Raw genomic sequence first — 22179 nt, 5'->3', positions numbered from 1 at the left:
GGCGTCAGGCTCCCTGCTGTGGAAAGAGTCGTTTGCCACCCTGTACAACGCGGCTGGCATTCACAATGTCGTCGTCCGCAGGGATATGCAGCTCGTCAGACTGATCCTTGAGCATCAAGCCCAGGAACTGTTGAATATTGCGTGCGTACAAGGCAGAGGCATCCGCGGCCACACGGGCCGGGAAGTTGGTCTCGCCCACCAGGGTCACGCCATGTTTTTCCACAATCTGATCCGCCTCGGTCAAGGCGCAGTTACCGCCACGGGCCGCGGCCAGATCAACAATGACCGAACCCGCTCGCATGGACTGCACCACATCCTCGGCAATCAGACGCGGAGCAGGGCGCCCCGGAATCAATGCCGTGGTGATGATGACGTCGGCCTGGGCGCAACGTGCCGCCACCACCGCCGCCTGCCGTTGCAACCAGGAAGCGGGCATGGGACGAGCATAACCGCCTACCCCTTGCGCCGCCTCACGCTCTTCATCCGTCTCATAGGGCACGTCAATAAACTTGCCACCCAAGGACTCGATCTGCTCACGCGCGGCAGGACGCACGTCAGAGGCTTCCACCACCGCCCCCAGACGACGCGCTGTCGCAATCGCCTGCAATCCGGCCACACCCGCGCCCAGCACCACAACTCGGGCCGCTTTGACGGTGCCCGCCGCGGTCATCATCATGGGGAAGAATCGGGGATATAAGGTGGCCGCTTTCAGCACTGCGGCATAACCGGCAATATTGGCTTGTGAGGACAGAACGTCCATGCTTTGCGCCCGCGTAGTGCGCGGGATCAGCTCCAGGGCAAATGCCTGGCAGCCCGAAGAGGCCAGCCTGTCCAGACCCTCGCTCTCGTAAGGGTCCAGCATACCGACGACCACATGCTCGGCACGTAAACGTGCCGAATCAACATCAGCCGGGCCCACTACCAGCAGCACGGTGGCTTGATAGGGATCGCCTATCGTTGCCCCTGCTGCCTCGTAGTCAGCATCCGAGCTGGCAATACCCTGTCCGGCACCCGCCTCGATAATCACCTCATGGCCCGCCTTGCGGTAAGCCTTGATGGTATCGGGCGTGGCCGCTACCCTCTTTTCCCCGGTCCCCCGGGGGCTTAGTACACCCAGTCGCATCTTCAATCTCCAGTTAATTAACTAACTTCTATGATCTCTGACGACGTGCAGTACCCGGATGGGTGAGTCTGTCCCCCAAGGGGACACGACCCAACAACCTCTCCGGCCCGGTCTGTGTCTGTCCACAACACCGGAACACCATCTATAAATTCGGATGTGCATGAGCAGGCCTATTGCAGACCTGCTTGAACAGGATAAATACCTACCCCGCTGTATCCCTCTCCCACCCCTGCCTTTTGCAGGAAACCACCATTCTTTTTGAACTCACTATAAGGGCCTTTATTTGACACAAGAAACCCTAACTCGCACTAGACCGCTTTAGACGAAAAAGCAAGACACATTACTACCACCTGATTATCGCAATAGGATGCTTGTTCTACGGATTTTTTTTGCTTGCCTGCCCGGTAACACTGATCCAATCAGCCTTTGCCTTGGACTTAGACGCCTGATAATTAAAACTACAAGTATTGGCCTGCTGCTAAGATAGCAACTTCTTATAAAACTTGTCATTAATCTGTAATGTTCGCTCAGAATCCCGCTACCGCTAGGTTTACCTCGTCAATAGCCGCTGAGCTGCCTCTTTTTAAAGCCTAGGCAAGCGCTCCCCTGCTTGTCGGTTTACCTGCACTCTTGAGCCCCAGGCTGATCTATCCCCATGGCAGAAATCCACATCGATCGCGTAGTGAAACGCTACGGCAGCAACACCATCATCAATGAATTGAGCCTGCAAATCCGGCATGGCGAGTTCTTCACGTTACTAGGGCCCAGCGGCTGTGGGAAAACCACGTTGCTGCGTATGATTGCCGGTTTCATCATCCCCGATGAAGGCCGTCTGTTTCTGGACAAGGAAGATATTACCTATCTGCCCGCGCACAAACGCGAGACCGGCATGGTGTTCCAGGACTACGCGCTGTTCCCCGATAAAACCGTATTTGACAATGTGGCTTACGGCTTGCGGGTGCGCAAGGTCAGCAGCAGCGACATCAAGAAAAAAGTCGCCTATATCCTGGACCGCGTTGAGCTGGGCGGCATGGCCCAGCGCTACCCGGCCGAGCTGTCCGGCGGCCAGCGCCAGCGTGTGGCCCTGGCCCGCGCCCTGGTGATCGAGCCTCGAGTCTTGTTGATGGATGAACCCTTGTCCAATCTGGATGCCAAGCTGCGTATTCAAATGCGCCAGGTCATCCGCGAATTGCAGCAGGAATCCAACATCACGGCTATTTTCGTGACGCATGACCAGGAAGAAGCCCTGTCCATGTCGGATCGCATTGCCTTGTTGCGCCAGGGCCGTATCGATCAGCTCGATACCCCCGAAGCCATGTACGCCACACCGCGTACCGCCTATGCCGCCGACTTTATTGGCGCGGCCAACCTGATCGACACTCTGGGTGTACATGTGGACGCCGATCACACCACCGTCAGTATTGCCGGCGGACACATTCTGGTAAACAGCCCGCCCCCTGATGGTCAGGTGCTGCTGGCAGTACGCCCCGAAAATATCACCCTGCATACCGAAGCCCAGGCTGGCAGCATCCCCGCTCAAGTCGTGGCACGCCAGTACCTAGGGACTAAAACGGCCTACAGCCTGAAGTTGAGCGACGGCAAACCCATTATTGCTGACGTTGCTGCCGCCCAGGACCCACATCTGTCTGCAGGTGGCTCGGTGAATCTGAGCTTTAGTCCTGAATGCCGTCTGGTCGAGGCCTAAGACCCATGGCTATTGCTGCAAGACCCCTGGCCCTTCGTTCCCCCTGGTTCCTACCCGCCCTGATTTGTCTGGTGGTGCTGGTGTTCTGGGTCGTCTGGCCCCTCGCCTCTCTGTTCTATCAAAGCATTATCAACCCGGCAACGGGTATGCCCAGCCTGCATGGCTTTGAAACCTTCTTCAGCGACCCGCGCTATGTTGAAGCTTTCTTCAACACCATCAAACTGGGGCTGATCTCCACCGTTGGGACCTTACTGCTGGGCGCCCCGCTGGCCTATGTGGTAGCCCGCTACGACTTCCCCGGCAAAGCCATTGTGGCGATCCTGCCTTTAACCACCATCGTGCTACCCGACATTATCGTCTCGCAAGCCTGGCTAATGCTGCTGGGCAATAACGGCGTGGTGCGTCTGGCCCTGGAAAGCATCGGTATTGATCTGCCCAGCTTCTATGGCTGGTTCGGCATGTCCTACGTGCTGATCCTGAACGATTACACCTACGTGTATATCGGCATGCTGGCTGCGCTCAAAGCCATTGATGGCACGCTGGAAGAAGCGGCCGTGAACCTGGGTGCCACCAACTTCAAGCGAGCGCTGAGCGTGACCTTCCCGGTGCTGATGCCTGCCTTGCTGGTCAATGCCATGATTGTGTTCACGCTGGCCGTGGACAACTTCTCCATCCCCATGATTCTGGGTGGTCAGGTTGATGTTCTGTCCTCGCTGACCTACACCACCTTCCTGTCCGAGATGAGCGGCAACCCCACCATGCAAGGCGTGCTGGCCGTGGTGTCCGTGATTCTGGTCGGTGCGGTGTTATTCATTCAGAAACGGGTACTGGAGCGCAAGACCTTCCAGATGCAGCAAGGCCGTGCCCCGCGTCCGGTTCGCGCTCAAGGTCTGGCCGGTATCTTGCTGACCATCGGTGCGGTGATGTTTGTCACCTTCTCGCTGATCCCGGCCTTTATCGTGCTGATGGGTGCTTTCACCAAAGCCAGCGGCCCGGTCATGCAGTACGGCACCTTCACCCTGGACAATATGGAGCGTGCCCTGCGCTACGCCCCCGAGCCCATCTTGAACTCGCTGATGCTGGCCAGTGTTGCCACCGTTGCAGGCACCTGCTTTGCCACGATCTGCAGTTACCTGATCGTGAAAAAACGTTTGTTCGTGGTGACTGCACTGGACTATATGGTGATGCTGCCTTTGGCCATTTCCGGCACCGTGCTGGGTATTGCCCTGATCCAGACCTACAACAGCGGCATGCTGGTGCTGACCGGCACTTGGGTGATCATGGCCGGTGCGTACTTTGTGCGTAAAGTGCCTTTTTCCATTCGCTCGGCCTCGGCCTCGCTCTACAACATTCCCGACTCTATCGAAGAGGCTTCCATCAATCTGGGTGTCAGCCCCTTCCAGAGTTTCTTCAAAGTGGTTCTGCCCTTGATGAAGCCCGCCATTCTGGGCGCGGCCATCCTGATGTGGGTCACTTCTCTGGCTGAAATTTCCGCCACTATCGTGCTGTATTACGGTGGTATGGAAACCATGCCCATCCAGATGTTCCGTCAGATCGACGCCGGCTTTCTGGCCCGTGCTTCGGCTTACGGGGTGATCCTGATGGTCGTGATTCTGGTGCCGATTTATCTGGCTATCCGTTTTCTCAAGCTGGATTTGTTTTCCAGCCGCTAATCTAAAAAGGCTCACTATGCTGACTACACGTTTTTTGAAAACTGGTCTGGCACTCTCCTTCAGTGTCGGCGCCCTGTCCCTGTCCGGTGCTGCCCTGGCCGCCAATGCCGTGATGTACACGCCCAACAATGTGCAAACCATTGATACAGCGCTGGAAATCGCTCGAAAGACTGCTTCTGACCTGTCCATTCAACAAGTGACTTCGGGCGCTGGCGCCTTGATGAAGCGTATCGAAGCCGAATCGCAGAACCCGCTCGGTGACGTGGTATGGGGCACTGGCTACGGCACCATGGCCGCTTTCCAGCAGAACTTCGAGGCTTACGAGTCGCCCGAGAACAAGGCCATTCCTGAAGCCTTCCACGGCAAGGACAGCCTGTGGACCAGCTCCAACGCGCACGTCATGGTCATCATGGTCAACGACCGTCAGCTCAAAGGCTTGGCTGCTCCCAAGACCTGGGCTGATCTGTTCGATCCCCAGTGGAAAGGCAAAGTCATTATTGGTGACCCCGCCTCGTCGGGCAGTGCTTACGACCAGGTTTACGGCATCTACCAACTGTATGGCGCTGAAGGCCTGCAAAAGCTGGCGGCCAACGTGATCGTGTCCAAGAGCTCGGGCCAGGTTTACAAAAGTGTGGCAAACGGCGAGTACCCCTTGGGCGTGACCATGGAATACGCCGCTTACGCCTATGTGGCTGGTGGTCAGAAAGGCATTGAGCTGGTCTACCCTGAAGACGGCACCTTCATCGCCCCTGAAGGCGTAGCTGTCATCAAGAACCCCAAGAACGGCCAGGAAGCAGCGCGCAAACTGGTCGATGTTCTACTGTCCAAAGAGGTTCAGGAAGCCGAACTGGTTGAGAACTTCCGCCGCCCCACCCGCAGCGACATCAATGTGGCCGAACTGACCAAACTACCTAATCTGGATCAGATCAAGATTGCCAGCACCGACCCCTTGAAGGCCGCTGCCGAGTACGAAACAGTCATCGAGGCCTGGAAACAGGCGTTGGCAGCAGCGGGTAAATAAACCAGCCAAGCCCCGAACTGAACAGCGACGCCAAGTGGGCCTACCCCACCAGTTGCTTGATCAGAACTCAAGACAAAACCCTTGGTGTGGGCTTCGCTCCGCACCAAGGGTTTTTTATCACCGCTAAAAAACGACGCCCAGAAAAGAAGCGAGATCCGCTCTAACCCTCTCAGAGTCGTTCAATATGCGGCACCGGCTCACCAAGCTCCATCCATCGAGCCATCGCCGCCGAGACTCGCTGTCCTGTAGCCTCCAAACCCTCTTGCTCGACACAATCAAGACGAATGATGTAGTTTAAAAAGTCCCCGCCTACATTGGCCGCCAAGGGCAGAACCTCCAGCCCCTGTTGTTTCACCATATCAAACACAAGCCGAAAATTAGGGCGCATGGAGTGCCAATAAATAGCCCCGTGCTGATGCAAATCGGCGCATAAATCAGCAACAAGAACGGGATCCTGATGGAAGCAAATCTCCATTCAAGCCCCGCTTCGCTTAATCAACCGGATAAATCTGATCTTCACGCAAACGCGGGCGGTCTGCTTCCACTTCCGTCAAGGGCTCCACGCGTTGCATCGTTGCCAAAGAACGCTGCGCCAATCGCTGGTACATACGCGTGCCGAAGAATTTGCCATCAATGGCTTTCTGATCCAGCTCTTTGACCACCGTCGCCGGGGACCCCGCCACCAGACTGCGGGGAGGCACTTGCATGCCTTTTTTCACAAAGGCCATGGCACCAATAATGCTGTCTGCACCGATGTCCGCCGCGTCCATGACGACCGCATTCATGCCCACCAACACGTTGCGACCAATGACGCAGCCGTGCAGCACCGCGCCGTGTCCGACGTGGCCATCCTCATGCACCACCGTATCCTGATAAGGCGTGCCGTGAATAACACAGGTGTCCTGAATATTGGAGCCGGCCTTCATGATGATGCGCCCGAAGTCCCCTCGCAAACTGGCCAGAGGGCCGATATACACGCCCTCACCAATAATGACGTCACCAATCAGTACAGCGGTAGGATGAACATAGGCCGTGGGGTGAACCACAGGCACCAGCCCATCAATAGAATAAATATTTTGCATACCTGCCTCGTACAAAAAGCCTGCACCCACAGCCGGCCCCAGGTCCGGCCAAAAATACGATCATAGCTGCTACAGACCGATATAATGCGCCGTACTCTTTCTTTTTGCACCCTATGAGCATGTTGTATTACTGGCTGGCTTTTTTCTTGGGCATGGTGTTTTACGCCGCCTACTTGTCGCAGTCCTTTTTGCTGTCGCAAGGCATCCTCTATATGAAGGAGAAAGATCAATCGCCACCCCTGCTCTGGCTGTTCACCCGCTTGATCGGCTTTATTCTGCGCGCCATTCCCGGCTTGCTGATGCGCCCCATTCCCCTGATTCTGTGGGTCTTGGGCATGGGGCTGACGGTGCAATACAGCTTCGCACCTTAGGCCGGATAGTTCACTCCCTGCTTGTTCACTGCATGGATGGCCAGATCAGGATGAACCCCTCCTGACCTCATGCTTGCGACTCCCAGTCAAGCATCCTGCGCCTGTCAGTCAATTCAGCGCCGCCCACCCCTCCTACACTGACGCAAACCAAAATGGCCGGGCTCGGTAAGCAGCGCGGTCTGACGATCAGAATCGCGGATACCGCGACAAGGAGGATATATGCAGACAAGAAAAATCGTCCGGGCAGCCGCCGTACAGGCCGCCTCTCCCAACTACGATCTGGCAACAGGGGTTGATAAAACCATTGAGCTGGCTCGTCAGGCCCGCGATGAGGGCTGCGACCTGATCGTGTTTGGTGAAACCTGGCTGCCAGGCTACCCCTTCCACGTCTGGTTGGGCGCACCGGCCTGGTCGCTGAAATACAGTGCCCGCTACTATGCCAACTCGCTCTCGCTGGACAGTGCAGAATTTCAACGCATTGCCCAGGCCGCACGGACCTTGGGCATTTTCATTGCCTTGGGCTATAGCGAACGCAGTGGTGGCAGCCTGTATCTGGGCCAATGCCTGATCGACGACAAAGGCGAGATGCTGTGGTCGCGCCGCAAACTTAAACCCACACATGTCGAGCGCACCGTGTTTGGTGAAGGCTATGCCCGTGATCTGATTGTGTCCGACACCGAGCTGGGCCGCGTCGGTGCGCTGTGCTGCTGGGAGCACCTGTCTCCCTTGAGCAAGTACGCGCTGTACTCCCAGCACGAAGCCATTCACATTGCCGCCTGGCCGTCTTTTTCGCTGTACAGCGAACAGGCCCATGCTCTCAGCGCCAAAGTAAACATGGCTGCCTCGCAAATCTATTCGGTCGAAGGCCAATGCTTTACCATCGCCGCCAGCAGTGTGGTCACTCAAGAGACGCTGGACATGCTGGAAGTGGGAGAGCACAACGCCTCCTTATTGACCGTGGGCGGTGGCAGTTCCATGATTTTTGCGCCAGACGGACGCACACTGGCCCCCTACCTGCCGCACGATGCCGAAGGCCTGATCATTGCCGACCTGAACATGGAAGAAATTGCCTTCGCCAAGGCAATCAACGACCCCGCAGGTCACTATTCCAAACCTGAGGCTACCCGTTTGGTACTGGATTTGGGGCACCGTGAGCCCATGACACGGGTTCACTCCCAAAGCCTGATCAAGGAAGAGGCCTGCGAACCACTCACACCCAGTACGATTGCACCAGTTGCCGTCAGCCAGATCCAGGAATCGGACACACTGTTGGTGCAGGAACCGTCCTGATCGCCCAGAAAGCAAGGCCCGGACAGACTGCCCAGGCCTTGCTTTCTATTGCCTTCTCGTTGCGGTCACCGCCTCATCCTGGTCGGAAATTATCGTCACCCGCCGCTATTTCTGGTCTGGTGCAAACCAAAGATCTTGCCCGATACTTAGTCAGTCCAGTTGATCGCAGTCCTGCCGTCAGCATTCGGATACACGACGCAGAGGTCATCAATGGAGCAATGGTCCACCACGGCAATTCCCCCTACCCGGCGCGCGCCCTACTGGATGGAGGCCGTCAATAAGGCCTATGTACAACTGGAGTGCACCGTCCCCTCCCGTTCCTCTGCCCCCTTCTTCGGTGCCATCACGCGCCATGAACTGGCCGCTGTCAGCCTCTCTCATATCACCTCGACCACACAGACAGTCCTGCGCACGCCGCTGCAAATCTCCAGAGCATCCGAGGACATTTTTCTGCTCAGCATACAAGTGGCCGGAGCGGGAAAGCTGGTTCAGGATGACAAGACCGCTTACCTGCAACCCGGTGAGTTGGCCTTGTACGACTCCACCCGTCCCTATCAGCTTCTGTTTGATCAGGACTTTGAGCAGTATGTACTTTCTTTGCCCGGCTCCATTTTGCGCAATCGTTTGCACAATGCCGAGGACATGACAGCCTGCAAAATCACCAGCGCGCAATCGGGCACGGCACGCTTGCTCTCCCATATGGTCAGCGAGCTAACCGACTGCCCCCCTTCCGGAGGCCCCAGTGTAGATACGTCGCTTGCTGACAGCTTGGTCAGCATTCTGGTGGCGGCGCTCGCAGAGAATCTGGGCGGCCTGCCTTTACAGGACAACACAGGGTCTGTACGACGCGACCGCATCAAAGCCTATGTGCTGGAGAATCTGCGCGATCCTCAATTGAATATAGGCAAAATTGCCAAACGCTTGGACCTGACGCCCAGCACCTTACACCGCGCCTGGGAGGGCGAGGCCAACTCACTGACAAGCTGGATCTGGTCCATGCGCTTGCAAGGCGCTGAACAGGATTTACGCCAACTGGCCCATCAGCACAGGACCATCACAGAAATTGCTTACCACTGGGGGTTCAGCAGCTCTGCCCATTTCAGCCGGGCATTTCGACGGCACTTCGGAGTGCCGCCGAAAGAGGTCCGCGAGAATATGCGGGCCCTGGCCCAAGCAGACTCAAAGCCTATCTGATCAGACGGCCCGGCGTTCTGGCAATCAGGCAATCAGGCAATGGCCTTGCCGTCATTCAATGCCAACAGGCCTTTGACCAGGCGGTACACGATCCACACGCCCACAATCACGATGGTCACAAAACCGACCAGAATCGCCATCAGCAAGAACGACAGCACCACGCCAACCAGGCCCCACCAGAAAGTACGGATTTGCCAATCGAAGTGCGACTCCAGGTAAGTGCCGCGAACCTCATCACGTTTGATGTAATTGATGATGATGGCGACCAAGGCGGTAATACCGCCAAACATGGACAAGATGTACAGGGCGTAATTGATTAATGTCAGGTTACGTAGGTTGACCAACTGCTTGGTACCCTCGTCTTGTGGAACCGGATTCATATCATCATTCATTGATCACTCCTTGGAAAAACAAACGGTAGCGTTACCTTTGCTGTAACGCTACCGGAGAAACGCTGTTCGGGCTAACGACTGTCAGTAAATTAACGCAGTCCGATAAAGGGCATGGCAGAACCGGGAACCAGACTTTCTGGTAGTTTACCGTCCCACTTTTCCACTGCATTCAAGTTGACCAGATTGGTGTTCTGGGCCAATGCCTGGGCCTTGGCAGAAATCGCCTTGGCCTCAGCTTCACCACGCAGACGAATACCATCGGCTTCAGCCATGTAGCGTTCGCGTTGAGCGCGAGCCTCTGCTTCGGCCTGCACCACCTGGATTTCAGCCTGAATAGAAGCGGTTTCTTTTTGCTGGCGCGTGGTTTCAATTTGAACCTGGGCCAACATGCGGTTTTCAATCGACTGCTCGTACGCTTTGGAAAAAGACACTTCCTCAACCTGTACACCCATCATCTGCATGGGGGCAGACTCCAGCGTCACGCGCATGGCCTCGTTAATGTCAGCACCGAGTTTTTCACGATTCTGAATGGACTGAGCGGCGGTGTACTTACCGAACACGTTCTTGATTACGTCCAGAGCCTTGCGCTCCAGCAAGCGGGCCTCCAACGCTTCCAGCGAACCGTATTCGGAGTACAACTGGGCCACATCGGTTTCAGGCACTCGATACGTTACCGAGGCCACCATGGAGGCAGACTGCTGGTCAAAACTATACGCCTCAAGCTGCATGCGAACCGTGTGATCACGCACCGAAATCTTGCGTACCGTATCAAAGAACGGAACCTTAAAGTCCAATCCTGGTTCGGCCACACGCACCAGCTTACCGTTACGCAGCACCACACCACGTTCACCCTGATCGACCTGCAGGAACGACCCCATAGAGGCCACAATCAGGATCAGGAAAATAACAACAGCGGCCCCCAGAAAGCCCAGTCCCTTGGAGAAATTGGTCGTGCCACCTTCTGACTTCGCTTTAGCAGCCAGTTTCGTTAATGGATTTTTATCAGTGCTCATCACGGCTTCCTTTATGTGGCTGACGCGTCTGGTCTTTTAATTGACGACGTTCCACCATCAGTTGCCGTATGCCTTTGGCAATCAGGTAGGCCAGCACAGCGGCCCCCAACAAAATCAAGATGATACGCATGACGCTTCAGTCTTCCCACTAGATTTCAAACAGACGGCAATTATCCCCGATTCCCTATGCCATGCTCAGAAAATAAGCGTCAAAATATGACAAATGAGCCATATTGCCGGTAAGAAATCATCAACGGACGCCCTTGCAGCATCCTAGGCAGCGCGATACGCGGCCTGCGCCTTTATTCCAAAGAAGCCAAGGCCGCATCCAGATCAGGCATATGCGCCTGCACAGGAGGCACATCACTGCGAGTGGCAATCAAGCGCAAAATATGATTTTTGCTGATCTGGAAAGTACGCATTAACTGCTCCAGCTCGGCAGTAGAGTATTGGCGGGCATTATCACGCAAAGCCGCCTCCAGCGCATCTAGCTGTTCATAGACCAAGTCCAGATCTTCGCGCTCTTGAATATACAGACGCGTCAGCCAAATACGCTGCCCCACAGCGTCCCATTGCTCCAGCCCCGAAAACCCATGCTTTTGCGTCAGGCTGTTTAATTGGCGGTACAGATCCGAACCGCGCCTTATCTGAGTGACATCGAGCACAGGAGGAAAACCGTCGGGCAGCCCCCCATCCCAAACAGGCTCGCTGCGCTCTACCGTTTGGAGCACTGGCAAAATATCGTGCAGGCTTTGCACATAACGAGTCACGACCTGGTCATCCAATGCCAGCTCAGTTGAGGACGCCAAGAACGGCAGGCCCATCAAGGCCATGCCACAGATACAGAGGACTCGTTTAATCATCGCTCGCCCTAAAAAAACAAGACAGCCGTCTTGAACGACGCAAAACACTTTGTTTGATTGTAAGCACGAGATTCACTGCTTTTCTTGGCCTGTGCCAAAAACGACACAGCATTTCACTCTTTAATAGTCTTGCTCTAAAAAGACTTGCCCTGTTTGAATTCCATACTGTCTGAAATTTGTCAGCCGGACTATCCGTGAAATTGGCTTCACTCTGTCCCAGAATAAAGGTAACAATTATTTTTTATTTTGGCTTCAGAACAGGCTTGAACGCAGCGTCGACAACGTGCCTGATCGCTCTTTCCCGGCAGGCTTGGGCACACGCGAACAAGCGGCGGGCAATAAAAAAAGCCCTTGAAAACAAGGGCTTAATTTAATTTCAGCTGGCGGAGACGGAGGGATTCGAACCCTCGATACGGGTATAAGCCGTATGCTCCCTTAGCAGGGGAGTACCTTCAACCTCTCGGCCACGTCTCCAGCTCTAGGAAAGAAGTAACTATAGCATTTTTAAAAAACCAATGCAAATAGCTATAGGGATTATTTTTCCTGATCCAGCTCGAACGTCTTGTGCAGAGCACGTACGGCCAATTCCATGTACTTGTCAGCAATGATGACCGAGGTCTTGATCTCGCTGGTGCTGATCATCTGGATATTGATGCCCTCTTCGGACAAGGCGCGGAACATGGAGCTGGCAATACCAGCATGGTTACGCATGCCGATACCAACGATGGACACCTTGCACACGGCTTCGTCAAACACGATTTCGCCAGCGCCCACAGCAGGACCGACCTGGTTCATCAACAGTTCCTTGGTGCGCAGCGCATCGTTGCGGCTGACGGTAAAGGAGAAGTCAGTTGTGCCTTGAACCGACAGGTTCTGCAAAATCATATCGACTTCGATGTTGGCTGCGGCGATAGGGCCCAGAATGGAATAGGCCACGCCGGGGGTGTCAGGGACGGCGCGCAGGGTGAATTTGGCTTCATCACGGCTGAAGGCGATGCCAGAGACAACGGCAGCTTCCATTTTTTGGTCTTCCTCGAAAGTAATCAGCGTGCCCGAAGACATTTCTTCTTCGAGCGGAATCATGGGGTCGGTCATGGAGGACAGGACGCGCACAGGCACCTTGTACTTGCCAGCAAATTCCACGGACCGGATTTGAAGAACTTTGGAGCCCAAGGAGGCCATTTCCAGCATCTCTTCAAAGGACAGCACTTTCATGCGTCGAGCTTCTGGCACAACGCGTGGGTCAGTTGTGTAGACACCGTCCACATCGGTAAAGATCAGGCATTCACTGGCCTTCATGGCAGCGGCCATCGCCACCGCAGAGGTGTCCGAACCGCCACGACCCAAGGTCGTGATGTTGCCTTCTTCATCCACACCTTGGAATCCGGTCACAACGACCACACGGCCTGCGTCCAAATCCTGGCGGATGCGGGTGTCATCAATAGAACTAATGCGGGCACGGGTGTAGGCATTGTCGGTTTTGACGGGAACTTGCCAACCGGCGTAGCTGCGGGCGGGAACGCCCTGGGCAGCCAAAGCCATGGCCAACAAAGCGCTACTGGCTTGTTCACCCGTGGCAGCCAGCATATCCAGCTCGCGCGGATCAGGCTGAATGCTCAGTTCTTTGGCCAGGCCTAGCAAACGGTTGGTTTCACCGGACATGGCCGAAGGAACCACCACAACTTGGTGCCCGGCGGCATGCCATTTGGCAACCCGACGCGCCACATTCTGGATGCGCTCGATCGAGCCCATCGACGTGCCGCCATATTTATGTACGATCAGGGACATCTTTTACTCTGCATCAAAGGGCTAAGGTCTGGGATAGACACAAAACCCAACTATTTTAACGACTTTCTGTGCCCCAAGCGCAGGCTCTACCAGATACGCACGCAAAAAACACATACTTTGCCGACTCAACACCATAGCCCACGCTCCTGCCACAGGCCACCCCAAACTACTTACTTGTTAGATTGATCTGCCCCCAGACTGTTTTTCTGCTCACCTGAGCAGGCAGATTCAATTTGCACCCGACCACGCACACAGCGGATCAGATTCGGTCCTTGCTTCCATATCAAATTTCTGTCGTGACCTTGGGCATGAACACCGCGCAGCTGGCGCAACAACTCCGCCAGACGTGCATGCGTGGGTAAACCTGCACCCTGCGCTTGCAACCAATAACGGATCACCATGCTTTGTCGGGCCGGTTCCAACTGACGCCAGGCGCTCAGGCTGAAACTGCGGCCTGCCTCATCCGGCTCCAGAGCTTGCCAATCCTGGCGGGCCACACTGTCCAATACGTCCTGCGTCTCACGGCTTAACTGGGCTTGTCGTTGCAAACGGCGTTGCCAACCCGGCCAGCGTGCATCCAGCACGGGCGTGAGCAAGTCGCGCACTGCACCACGGGTGTACTCAGGATTGATATTGGTAGGGTCTTGCACTGCGTGCCAGCCTGTGGCCGCTGTAAAATTTTCACTGGCTTGAAGAATAAGAGCCCTGGGCTGTTCCAGCCAGGGTCGCCAGTAATTCAGATCATCGCGCTGCATATGGGGAGCCATCGCACCCAGGCCGGTTGTGCCCGTGCCTCGCAGCAAACGCATCAAAACGGTTTCAGCCTGATCGTCCTGATGATGAGCCAGCAGCACATGCTGCAAGCCAACAAAATGCGCCAGTTCAGCCAGACCCTGATAGCGGGCATCACGCGCGGCAGACTCCATACCATCCGCGCTGAGACGGCGGGATTGCACCTGGACCCGCAAGCTGTGACAGGGTCGCTGCAAACGCGCAGCCAAATCATGCACATGCGCTTGCCATTGATCGGCAATGGCTTGCAGGCCATGATGAATATGGAAAAAATGAAGTGTGACGTTGCGGCGGCTGGCCCAAAGATGGGCATGTACCGCCAGCATTGCCGAGTCCGCACCACCACTTAAGGCAACAGCGACACTATCGCCACTTTTAAAACTTAGGTGATGATCAAGCGCCTCCAGCAGCGGGGTTGAGGGGCTAAAGCCCCCCAGCTGACTGGAAGACAATGGATCAGGCACGAACTTCCTGATAACGCCCGTAGGCCAAGAGACGTTCCATACGCTGCGCCAGCAATTGTTCGGTGCTCAGGCCTGAGACCTGACGCAAGGCGTCAGCCAAAGCGCGGCCCAATTGGCGTGCCATCATAGTGGGGTCGCGATGCGCACCACCAATAGGTTCATTGATCACGCGATCAACCAGACCCAGTTCTTTCAAACGCGGGGCAGTGATGGCCAGCGCTTCAGCCGCCACAGGAGCCTTGTCCGCGCTACGCCACAAAATTGAGGCGCAACCTTCGGGCGAGATGACGGCGTAGGTGGAGTATTGCAACATGGACACCACATCTCCCACAGCAATGGCCAACGCGCCGCCCGAACCGCCTTCACCAATAATGGTGGAGATGATAGGCACACGCAGTTTGGCCATGGCAAACAGGTTATGGCCGATCGCTTCGGACTGGCCACGCTCTTCAGCACCAATACCGGGGTAAGCACCGGGGGTGTCCACGAACGTGAAAACCGGAATACCGAATTTTTCTGCCAGATGCATCAGGCGCAAGGCTTTGCGATAACCTTCGGGGCGCGGCATGCCAAAGTTGCGGCGGGCGCGCTCTTTGGTATCACGACCTTTCTGATGACCAATGACCATGCACGGTGTGCCGTTGAAACGGGCCAGACCACCCACAATAGCCAGGTCATCCGCGTACATGCGGTCGCCATGTAACTCATGAAAGTCCGAGAAGATCTGGTTTACATAGTCCAGCGTGTAGGGACGTTGCGGATGGCGAGCAACCAGGGCCGTTTGCCAAGGCGTGAGCTTGGCGTAAATGTTTTTGGCCAGCGTCTGGCTTTTTTGCTGCAGACGGCTGAGTTCCTCTGAAATATCCACAGCGGAATCAGATTGCACGTAGCGGAGCTCTTCGATTTTGCCTTCGAGCTCGGCCAAAGGCTGCTCAAATTCCAGGAATGTATTTCGCATGTCGGTTCTTAAGGTTTAGGCCTAATTTAATATCGTACCGCAACTGTGTTCAGACTGCGCCACAGATGCCAGGTGGCCACCGTGCACCACGGTGCCCACGCTTGGGCAACTTCACGCGCCTCGAACCGGGATACCGGCTCGCCGCTGAAATAGTGCAGAGAGATTGCCTTGAGCAGGCCCGCATCATCCAAAGGGAGAACATCGGGTCTGTGCAAGTTGAAAATCAGAAACATATCTGCCGTCCAGCGACCCACGCCACGAATGGCGCACAGATCAGCAATAACGGCTTCGTCAGACAGGGACTGCCATGCCTGGGGGTCGATTTTACGAGCATCAAAGTGCGTCGCCAAATCAACAATGTATTCAGCCTTGCGTTTGGGCAAACCCAAACCATGCAAGGCCTCGTAGCCCAGTTCCACAATCAGTTTGGGCGAGAGCGCCTGACCGCAACCGTCCAGCAGCTTACGCCACAACTGGTCCGCTGTACGCGAGGCCAGTTGCTGGCCCACGATAGAGCGCACCAAGGTGGTGAAAGCCGGTGCCTGATGTTGCAAACAATAGTCGCCGTGCTGGGGGATGAGCTTGCGCAAGATACGATCGCGCCTCATCAACTGGGCGCACGCGTCGTCCCAGTAATCAGGTTTGCCCACCAAACGAACTTGGGGGCCGGATTGGACGCCGTTTAGGCCCTGCGCCATTGTGTTGCTCCACCTGGCCGATCTTCCAGCTCAACGCCCTGCTCTTTAAGCTGATCACGAATGGCATCGGCACGGGCAAAGTCCCGGTTCTGTTTAGCCTGGCTGCGTTCAGCCAGCAGCGCGTCAATCTGGGTATCACTCAAGGAGTCGGCACCAGCCACATTGCCCGCTTGGCCAAAGCGTGTGCTGGCGCGCCAATAAACGGCCGGCTCCACTTGCAAAAGACCAATCACCCCACCGAGCGCACGCATCAAGCCGGCGGCCTGCGCATCCTTGTCACGGTTGGCCTGACCAGCCAGCTCGAACAGGACGGCAATGGCTCCAGCGGTATTGAAGTCGTCATTCATGGCTTCGGCAAAAGCCAGCGCGGGGCCTTGAGTCCAATCAATGTCCACTTCGGCCGCAGGAACGTGTTGCAAGGTCTGGTACAGACGATCCAGCGCCTGTTGGGCGTCGCGCAGATTGTCCGGCGCGTAGTTTTGCAAACTGCGGTAATGGTTGCGCACAATAAAGAAGCGCAGCATTTCCGCTTCACGCGGATTGGCGATGTAGCTGCTTTCTTCGTCGGCCAGACCTTCAGGAGCCACGGTATCGCGGATGCGACGGAAATTGCCCAGGGACTTGGACATTTTTTCCGAGTCCACCATCAGGGGACCGCAGTGCATCCAGACATTGGCCAACTGGCCGCCAAAAGCACCTTCTGTTTGGGCAATTTCGTTTTCGTGATGGGGGAACTTCAAGTCCGGGCCACCGCCATGAATATCCAGGGGCTGACCCAGCAGTGCCTTGCTCATGGCCGAGCACTCAATGTGCCAGCCCGGACGGCCCAGACCATAGGACGATTCCCACTTGGATTCGGCAGGCTCGTCTTCTTTTGCCGCCTTCCACAGCACAAAATCCAGGGGGTCGCGCTTGGCCGAGTTCAGGGCCACACGCTCACCGGCACGCAGATCGTCCAGGGAGCGGCCCGACAATTTGCCGTAGCCGGGGAACTGACGCACCGCATAGTTCACATCACCGTCCTCGGACTGGTAGGCCAGACCGTTCTCTTCCAGCTTGGCAATAATGCCCAGCATATCGGGCACGTACTGTGTAGCACGCGGCTCCGAATCGGGACTTTGCACACCCAGGGCCTTTTCGTCGGCATGCATGGCCGCAATATAAAAGTCCGTCACCTGTGACATCAGTTGCTTGCGCTCGACGGCACGGCGGATGATCTTGTCATCAATATCGGTAATGTTGCGCACATACGAGACGCGATAGCCGCTTGCTCGCAGCCAGCGCTGCACGATGTCAAAACTGACCAGCATACGGGCATGCCCCAAATGACAGAAGTCGTACACCGTCATACCACAGACGTACATACGTACGTGGCCCGGTTCAACCGGAGAAAACACCTCTTTAGAGCGTGACAACGAGTTATAAATGCGCAACATGGCCTGTAATCGTCATAAAATCGGAACCTTGTGCCAGAACAATTTGCCCTTGGATCAGGTTCCGTATTTCCCGCCCGGCAAGAGGCAAGGTTAGAATGATGGTCAACAAGTATAGCAAGCAGACCTCGTTAAAGGCAGCAATCTACCAACCTTCCTGGTCTTCAAGCCAGATTTTATAGGCGCCCCCTCTGTGTTCAGTACACCTAGACGGACTCGGTTTTTCGCTCCGTGCACCCTGGCCTTTTTGCTGGCCCTCGGTCTCAACGTGAGCGCCCAATCCTTGCCCGATTTACCCCCGCCAGCCGTGCGGGTGAACGATCCCCTGCTCGATATCGCCCCCGAACCTGAACGTGGCTGGAAGGGACTGGCCCGTGCACTGGACGTGCTCGCGCCCAGTGTGGATACCTCGTTGCCGCTTAGCTCAGCTCAAATCAGTCAGCGCATCAGCACCCTCATTGCCCAAGGCCGTCATGCTGACGCCTTGCAAGCTATTGAGAAACAGCTGGAGCAGCGCAAAGACCGTGGCGAACCCGGTGCCAATGTACAACTGCTGTTTTTGAAAGCACGTGCCCTGTCGGCCAGTGGTGACCATAATGGCGCAATCCGCCTCTATCAGGATATGACCACCTATTATCCGGAGCTTCCCGAGCCCTGGAATAATCTGGCGGCTGAGTACATTGCACAAGACAAGCTGGATATGGCACTGGAGGCCCTGAAAATGGCCTTGACCGCCGATCCGTCCTACGCACTGGCTCGCGCCAATATGGGTGAAGTCCAATTAATGCTGGCCAATGACACCTATCGTCAAGCCGCCGCCAGCGGTGTGCCCAAAGCAGCCCAGCGCGCGCAACAAACTGGCCAAATTCTGCAACAATAAGATTTTTATTTGACGGGATTGTCCCTCTCTTATGTTTGCAAGCACATTTCAATGGTGTGATCAGGCTCGTCGCTTGCGCACCCTGCTTATTGCTGCCTGTATGGCTATGCCTATGATGAGCAGTCCGGCTATGGCAGCAGATTCTTCCACTTCTTCTGAAGGCACTTCTATGAGCACCTCCCCACGCGTCCAACTGCAGACGAATCAGGGCACCATCCTGATCGAACTGAACGCAGAAAAAGCCCCCAACACCGTTGCCAACTTTGTGGACTATGTGTCCAGCGGTTTTTACGACGGCACCGTGTTTCACCGTGTGATCAACAACTTCATGATCCAGGGTGGTGGCTTTGAGGCCGACATGAAGCAAAAATCGACCAATGCTCCTGTCAAAAATGAAGCCGACAACGGTTTGAAGAACGACAAGTACACCCTGGCCATGGCTCGTACGTCCGATCCACACTCGGCTACGGCTCAGTTCTTCATCAACGTGGCTGACAACGACTTCCTGAACTTCACCGCACCGACCGCCAATGGTTGGGGTTACGCCGTATTTGGCCGCGTGATCGAAGGCATGGATGTGGTCGACAAAATCAAGACCGTGCGCACGGGCAACAAGGGCTTCCACCAAGACGTGCCCGTTGAAGACGTCGTTCTGGAAAAAGCCACGCTTGTCGAATAAGCTCACGCTTGCGGGCACTATCTGGATTGCCGCGGACCTGCACCTGGGTCCGGACAATCCAGACACCGTCCAGGATTTCCTGCAGTTTCTGCACTCCGCCCAGCATCAGGCACACGTCTTGATTCTGGGCGGTGATATTTTCAATGCCTGGATCGGTGACGATCAAATTGCCCACCCTGCTCCCTGGCTTGCTCAAGTCAGTGAAGCGCTGCGCTCTTTTGCGCAGCAACATCCGCTTTATTTAATGCGTGGCAATCGTGACTTCCTGCTGGGCAAGGCCTACGCCCATCATGTCCACGCCACACTCTTGCCGGATCAAGTGATCCTGGATACCTCTGCCGGTTTGATTTTGATGTCCCACGGTGACGAGTATTGTCTGGACGATCTGGCCTATCAACGCTTTCGCTATTGGGTACGCAAACCCTGGCTGCAAAAGCTGTACCTGGCCTGCCCGTTAAGCCTGCGCCAGCGTATTGCAGACTCTGCCCGTGCGGGTAGCCAGCGCGGCAAGCAATACAAATCCAAAGAGATTATGGATGTGCAGCCTGCGGCGATTGTCGCGGCCTGCGAGGCACACTCTGTGCACGCCATGGTGCATGGCCACACACATAGACCCGCCGTGCATGACATTCCCGGCTTTGAACCGGTACGCCGATGGGTACTGCCGGACTGGGAGTCTGACTTCTCTGAAAAAGAACGGCGTGGCGGCTATATCAGTATTGAAGGCACGCAGCTTTGTTTGCACCAATGGGGTAAAAAGGATCAGTGCCAGACACTGGGACCTCAGCAAGTTTGACTTCGTTGACTCCAGCTATAGGCAGTTGGTTTTAAGTTGGGTTTTTTCGTCCGTTCATGGGATGAGAAACTGCTTATTTCTTGTGAGCGACAGCGACAGGCCGCAGGAATCAAGGTGGCTGCATAAGCATTTTTGAGGGGGCCGCTGGGCTCGACTTGGCGGGTCTCCGGCCCGTGCTGTGCACGGGTTCCCTGGTCTCTTGCAGTATCCAGGCGCCCTGTGAACTCGCGGGGTGGCTCGTCCCCCGGACGAACCACAAGCGCCCCGCTCAAACAGCACAGGGCTTGCATCCTGGATACTGCAAAAGCCTGCGGCCAGAGCCCTGACTCGCCCATCGAGCCCAGCGGCCCCCTCAAAAACACAAAAGAGACCATATTTCTTGCGGCCAAGATGCCTTCTCCTGCTTCCTATCAAGTGACAGTCAACAACTGGAGTCCTGCTACAAAACAGCCCATGAATAACGCAAGGCTGCTTGTCCCCACCTCACTGTGAGCCTCTCGGTTCGTCTGCCCCGGTATCCGGGGCGGTTTAGACAGCTTGCCGCAGGCGGTGTTCGGATACGGGATGCAAGCGCCCTTCTGTTTGAGCGGGGCGCTTGTGTCTTGTCCAGGGGACAAGACACCCCGCGAGTTAAGGGCGCGCCCGTATCCGAACACTGACAAGGGTACCGGTGCGCAGCACCGGCAAGTAGTCAGCCCGGACACCGGGGGAGACGAACCGAGAGGAGTCTTGCTGAGACCAAGCTCTCCTCACGTATCAAAAGCCAAGCCAGGCCAGACCAACTAGCTGGCGACAAACCCGCTATTTGCTAACTAACCCTTGAACACAACAATCGCCAAAAAAGTGCCTATCCAGTTAGCACACCAATCAAGAGACAGACAGACAGACAGATAGGTAGGTAGGTAGGTAGGTAGGTAGGTAGGTAGGTAGGTAGGTAGGTAGGTAGGTAGGTAGGTAGGTAGGTAGGTAGGTAGGTAGAGTGTGTGCGTGGAAGGAGGCTATTTACTGAACTTCCCTGAAAAAAAATCCCCGCCGACAGCTAAGCCAAGCGGGGATCTCCAAACGTCTAAAGCGACAACGGGCTACGTCATCAGCCACACAAACAACACTCCACCCAAGGCAATCCGATACCAGGCAAAAGGACGATAGGTACGGCTGGATACAAAGCGCAGCACCGCCTTCACCAGGAACAGCGCACTAAAGAAAGCGGCAATAAAGCCCACAATAATCGCGCTGCTCTGATCTGTACTCAAGGACGCACCGTTGCGGTACAGGTCATAGACCGTGGCGGCCAACATCGTTGGCATAGCCAGAAAGAAAGAAAATTCCGTGGCCGTCTTGCGCTGAATACCGGCCAGCATACCGCCGATAATCGTCGCCCCCGAACGCGACGTACCTGGCACCATGGCAATGCACTGGGCAAAACCAACGACCAAAGCCTGCTTCCAGGTGATCTGCTCCAAGGCAAAAGCCGTGGCCTTTTGCGAAGTGGCAGTTTCACCCTGATCGCCGTCTGCCGTGTGCTTTGCATACTGTGGCTTGCGCTCGACCCACAGCATCAACAAGCCACCCAGCACCAGTGTGAACACAAACACAATCTGGTGATGGAACAAGGCTTTCACGTATTGAATCGTCAAGGCACCAATCACCGCAGCGGGCAAAAAGGCGATCAGCAGATTGCGAGTGAACATCATCTCGGTGCGATCACCACGCAAGGTTCCCATGAACAGTTGAATCAGACGCGCACGGAAAATCCAGACCACGGCCAAAATCGAACCAAACTGAATAACCACCTCGAACACCTTGGCATCGCCCGAGGAAAAATCAATCCAGGAACCCAGTATCAGCAAGTGTGCCGTACTGGAGACAGGAATAAATTCAGTAATACCTTCAACAATCCCCAGAAACAGGGCCTTCAACAAATAAATGGTTTGCTCGGTCATGTTGTGTGAATCAAAGCCAAT

The 22179-nt window shown here is 55.7% G+C and carries 22 protein-coding genes and 1 tRNA gene; 9 read left to right on the top strand and 14 right to left on the bottom strand.

The window, feature by feature from the left end; translation table 11 throughout:
• Nucleotides 1-4: 4 nt before the first annotated feature.
• Nucleotides 5-1123, bottom strand: coding sequence for an NAD(P) transhydrogenase subunit alpha (locus LNA76_RS11865; RefSeq protein WP_108727939.1), 1119 nt, complete (start codon nucleotides 1121-1123; stop codon nucleotides 5-7).
• 655 nt (nucleotides 1124-1778) lie between these two features.
• Between LNA76_RS11865 and LNA76_RS11860 the strand changes: the two genes are divergently transcribed.
• The 3 genes from LNA76_RS11860 to LNA76_RS11850 are packed head-to-tail and all read left to right on the top strand — an operon-like array spanning nucleotide 1779 to nucleotide 5522.
• Nucleotides 1779-2828: an ABC transporter ATP-binding protein gene (locus LNA76_RS11860; RefSeq protein ID WP_094195914.1), complete on the top strand. Its 1050-nt coding sequence runs from the start codon at nucleotides 1779-1781 to the stop codon at nucleotides 2826-2828.
• A gap of 5 nt (nucleotides 2829-2833) precedes the next feature.
• Nucleotides 2834-4501: an ABC transporter permease gene (locus LNA76_RS11855; RefSeq protein ID WP_094195913.1), complete on the top strand. Its 1668-nt coding sequence runs from the start codon at nucleotides 2834-2836 to the stop codon at nucleotides 4499-4501.
• Between the two features lie 16 nt (nucleotides 4502-4517).
• A complete protein-coding gene (locus LNA76_RS11850; protein ID WP_094195912.1) occupies nucleotides 4518-5522 on the top strand; it encodes an extracellular solute-binding protein in 1005 nt (334 codons plus the stop codon).
• Nucleotides 5523-5691: 169 nt separating this feature from the next.
• Here LNA76_RS11850 and LNA76_RS11845 read toward each other — a convergent pair whose 3' ends face one another.
• Together LNA76_RS11845 and LNA76_RS11840 are read right to left on the bottom strand one after the other, a co-directional pair.
• The gene (locus LNA76_RS11845; RefSeq protein ID WP_121738406.1) at nucleotides 5692-5997 is read right to left on the bottom strand and encodes a hypothetical protein; all 306 of its coding nucleotides are present in this window, start codon (nucleotides 5995-5997) and stop codon (nucleotides 5692-5694) included.
• Between the two features lie 16 nt (nucleotides 5998-6013).
• On the bottom strand, nucleotides 6014-6604 hold the full coding sequence (locus tag LNA76_RS11840) for a phenylacetic acid degradation protein PaaY (RefSeq protein WP_094198279.1): 591 nt from the start codon (nucleotides 6602-6604) through the stop codon (nucleotides 6014-6016).
• 113 nt (nucleotides 6605-6717) lie between these two features.
• Between LNA76_RS11840 and LNA76_RS11835 the strand changes: the two genes are divergently transcribed.
• The 3 genes from LNA76_RS11835 to LNA76_RS11825 all read left to right on the top strand — a co-directional run bounded on the left by LNA76_RS11835 (nucleotide 6718) and on the right by LNA76_RS11825 (nucleotide 9459).
• The gene (locus LNA76_RS11835) at nucleotides 6718-6975 is read left to right on the top strand and encodes a hypothetical protein (protein WP_094195910.1); all 258 of its coding nucleotides are present in this window, start codon (nucleotides 6718-6720) and stop codon (nucleotides 6973-6975) included.
• A gap of 219 nt (nucleotides 6976-7194) precedes the next feature.
• The gene (locus LNA76_RS11830; RefSeq protein WP_230019131.1) at nucleotides 7195-8265 is read left to right on the top strand and encodes a nitrilase; all 1071 of its coding nucleotides are present in this window, start codon (nucleotides 7195-7197) and stop codon (nucleotides 8263-8265) included.
• A gap of 210 nt (nucleotides 8266-8475) precedes the next feature.
• Nucleotides 8476-9459: a helix-turn-helix domain-containing protein gene (locus LNA76_RS11825; RefSeq protein ID WP_108727944.1), complete on the top strand. Its 984-nt coding sequence runs from the start codon at nucleotides 8476-8478 to the stop codon at nucleotides 9457-9459.
• Nucleotides 9460-9491: 32 nt separating this feature from the next.
• Here LNA76_RS11825 and LNA76_RS11820 read toward each other — a convergent pair whose 3' ends face one another.
• The 10 genes from LNA76_RS11820 to cysS all read right to left on the bottom strand — a co-directional run bounded on the left by LNA76_RS11820 (nucleotide 9492) and on the right by cysS (nucleotide 17863).
• Nucleotides 9492-9851 carry a DUF4870 family protein gene (locus tag LNA76_RS11820; RefSeq protein WP_094195907.1) on the bottom strand — a complete coding sequence of 120 codons (360 nt, stop codon included), beginning with the start codon at nucleotides 9849-9851 and terminating at the stop codon, nucleotides 9492-9494.
• Nucleotides 9852-9940: 89 nt separating this feature from the next.
• Nucleotides 9941-10864 (bottom strand): prohibitin family protein, encoded by a 924-nt coding sequence (locus tag LNA76_RS11815; RefSeq protein ID WP_094195906.1) that lies wholly within the window; start codon nucleotides 10862-10864, stop codon nucleotides 9941-9943.
• Nucleotides 10854-10994, bottom strand: coding sequence for a hypothetical protein (locus tag LNA76_RS11810; RefSeq protein ID WP_022983530.1), 141 nt, complete (start codon nucleotides 10992-10994; stop codon nucleotides 10854-10856). Before LNA76_RS11810 ends, LNA76_RS11815 begins: the two co-directional genes overlap by 11 nt.
• 172 nt (nucleotides 10995-11166) lie before the next feature.
• Nucleotides 11167-11727: a hypothetical protein gene (locus LNA76_RS11805; RefSeq protein WP_230019130.1), complete on the bottom strand. Its 561-nt coding sequence runs from the start codon at nucleotides 11725-11727 to the stop codon at nucleotides 11167-11169.
• A gap of 381 nt (nucleotides 11728-12108) precedes the next feature.
• Nucleotides 12109-12201, bottom strand: a tRNA-Ser gene (locus tag LNA76_RS11800).
• A gap of 60 nt (nucleotides 12202-12261) precedes the next feature.
• Entirely contained in the window at nucleotides 12262-13515 is a 1254-nt protein-coding gene (locus LNA76_RS11795; RefSeq protein ID WP_094195904.1) for an aspartate kinase, read from the bottom strand.
• A gap of 170 nt (nucleotides 13516-13685) precedes the next feature.
• A complete protein-coding gene (tilS, locus tag LNA76_RS11790; RefSeq protein WP_442778984.1) occupies nucleotides 13686-14633 on the bottom strand; it encodes a tRNA lysidine(34) synthetase TilS in 948 nt (315 codons plus the stop codon).
• Between the two features lie 130 nt (nucleotides 14634-14763).
• Complete coding sequence (locus tag LNA76_RS11785) at nucleotides 14764-15729, bottom strand: acetyl-CoA carboxylase carboxyltransferase subunit alpha (protein WP_042483971.1); 966 nt, start codon at nucleotides 15727-15729, stop codon at nucleotides 14764-14766.
• A gap of 26 nt (nucleotides 15730-15755) precedes the next feature.
• A complete protein-coding gene (locus LNA76_RS11780; RefSeq protein ID WP_094195903.1) occupies nucleotides 15756-16427 on the bottom strand; it encodes a DNA-3-methyladenine glycosylase family protein in 672 nt (223 codons plus the stop codon).
• Complete coding sequence (gene cysS / locus LNA76_RS11775) at nucleotides 16412-17863, bottom strand: cysteine--tRNA ligase (protein ID WP_094195902.1); 1452 nt, start codon at nucleotides 17861-17863, stop codon at nucleotides 16412-16414. The genes LNA76_RS11780 and cysS overlap by 16 nt, the downstream gene beginning before the upstream one ends.
• Nucleotides 17864-18128: 265 nt before the next feature.
• Here cysS and LNA76_RS11770 point away from each other — a divergent pair, with 265 nt between their 5' ends.
• The 3 genes from LNA76_RS11770 to LNA76_RS11760 all read left to right on the top strand — a co-directional run bounded on the left by LNA76_RS11770 (nucleotide 18129) and on the right by LNA76_RS11760 (nucleotide 20215).
• A complete protein-coding gene (locus LNA76_RS11770) occupies nucleotides 18129-18740 on the top strand; it encodes a tetratricopeptide repeat protein (RefSeq protein ID WP_230019128.1) in 612 nt (203 codons plus the stop codon).
• A 169-nt stretch (nucleotides 18741-18909) separates the two neighbouring features.
• Entirely contained in the window at nucleotides 18910-19419 is a 510-nt protein-coding gene (locus tag LNA76_RS11765) for a peptidylprolyl isomerase (RefSeq protein ID WP_199827856.1), read from the top strand.
• The gene (locus LNA76_RS11760) at nucleotides 19409-20215 is read left to right on the top strand and encodes a UDP-2,3-diacylglucosamine diphosphatase (RefSeq protein WP_230019127.1); all 807 of its coding nucleotides are present in this window, start codon (nucleotides 19409-19411) and stop codon (nucleotides 20213-20215) included. The genes LNA76_RS11765 and LNA76_RS11760 overlap by 11 nt, the downstream gene beginning before the upstream one ends.
• A gap of 1082 nt (nucleotides 20216-21297) precedes the next feature.
• On the opposite strand, the gene LNA76_RS11755 is transcribed toward LNA76_RS11760, so the two are convergent.
• Entirely contained in the window at nucleotides 21298-22158 is an 861-nt protein-coding gene (locus tag LNA76_RS11755) for an undecaprenyl-diphosphate phosphatase (RefSeq protein ID WP_230019126.1), read from the bottom strand.
• Nucleotides 22159-22179 lie beyond the last annotated feature (21 nt).

The organism is Alcaligenes sp. MMA (assembly GCF_020907215.1).
Classification (GTDB): Bacteria; Pseudomonadota; Gammaproteobacteria; order Burkholderiales; family Burkholderiaceae_B; genus Alcaligenes; species Alcaligenes aquatilis.
This window is presented reverse-complemented; position numbering and strand designations above follow the sequence as displayed.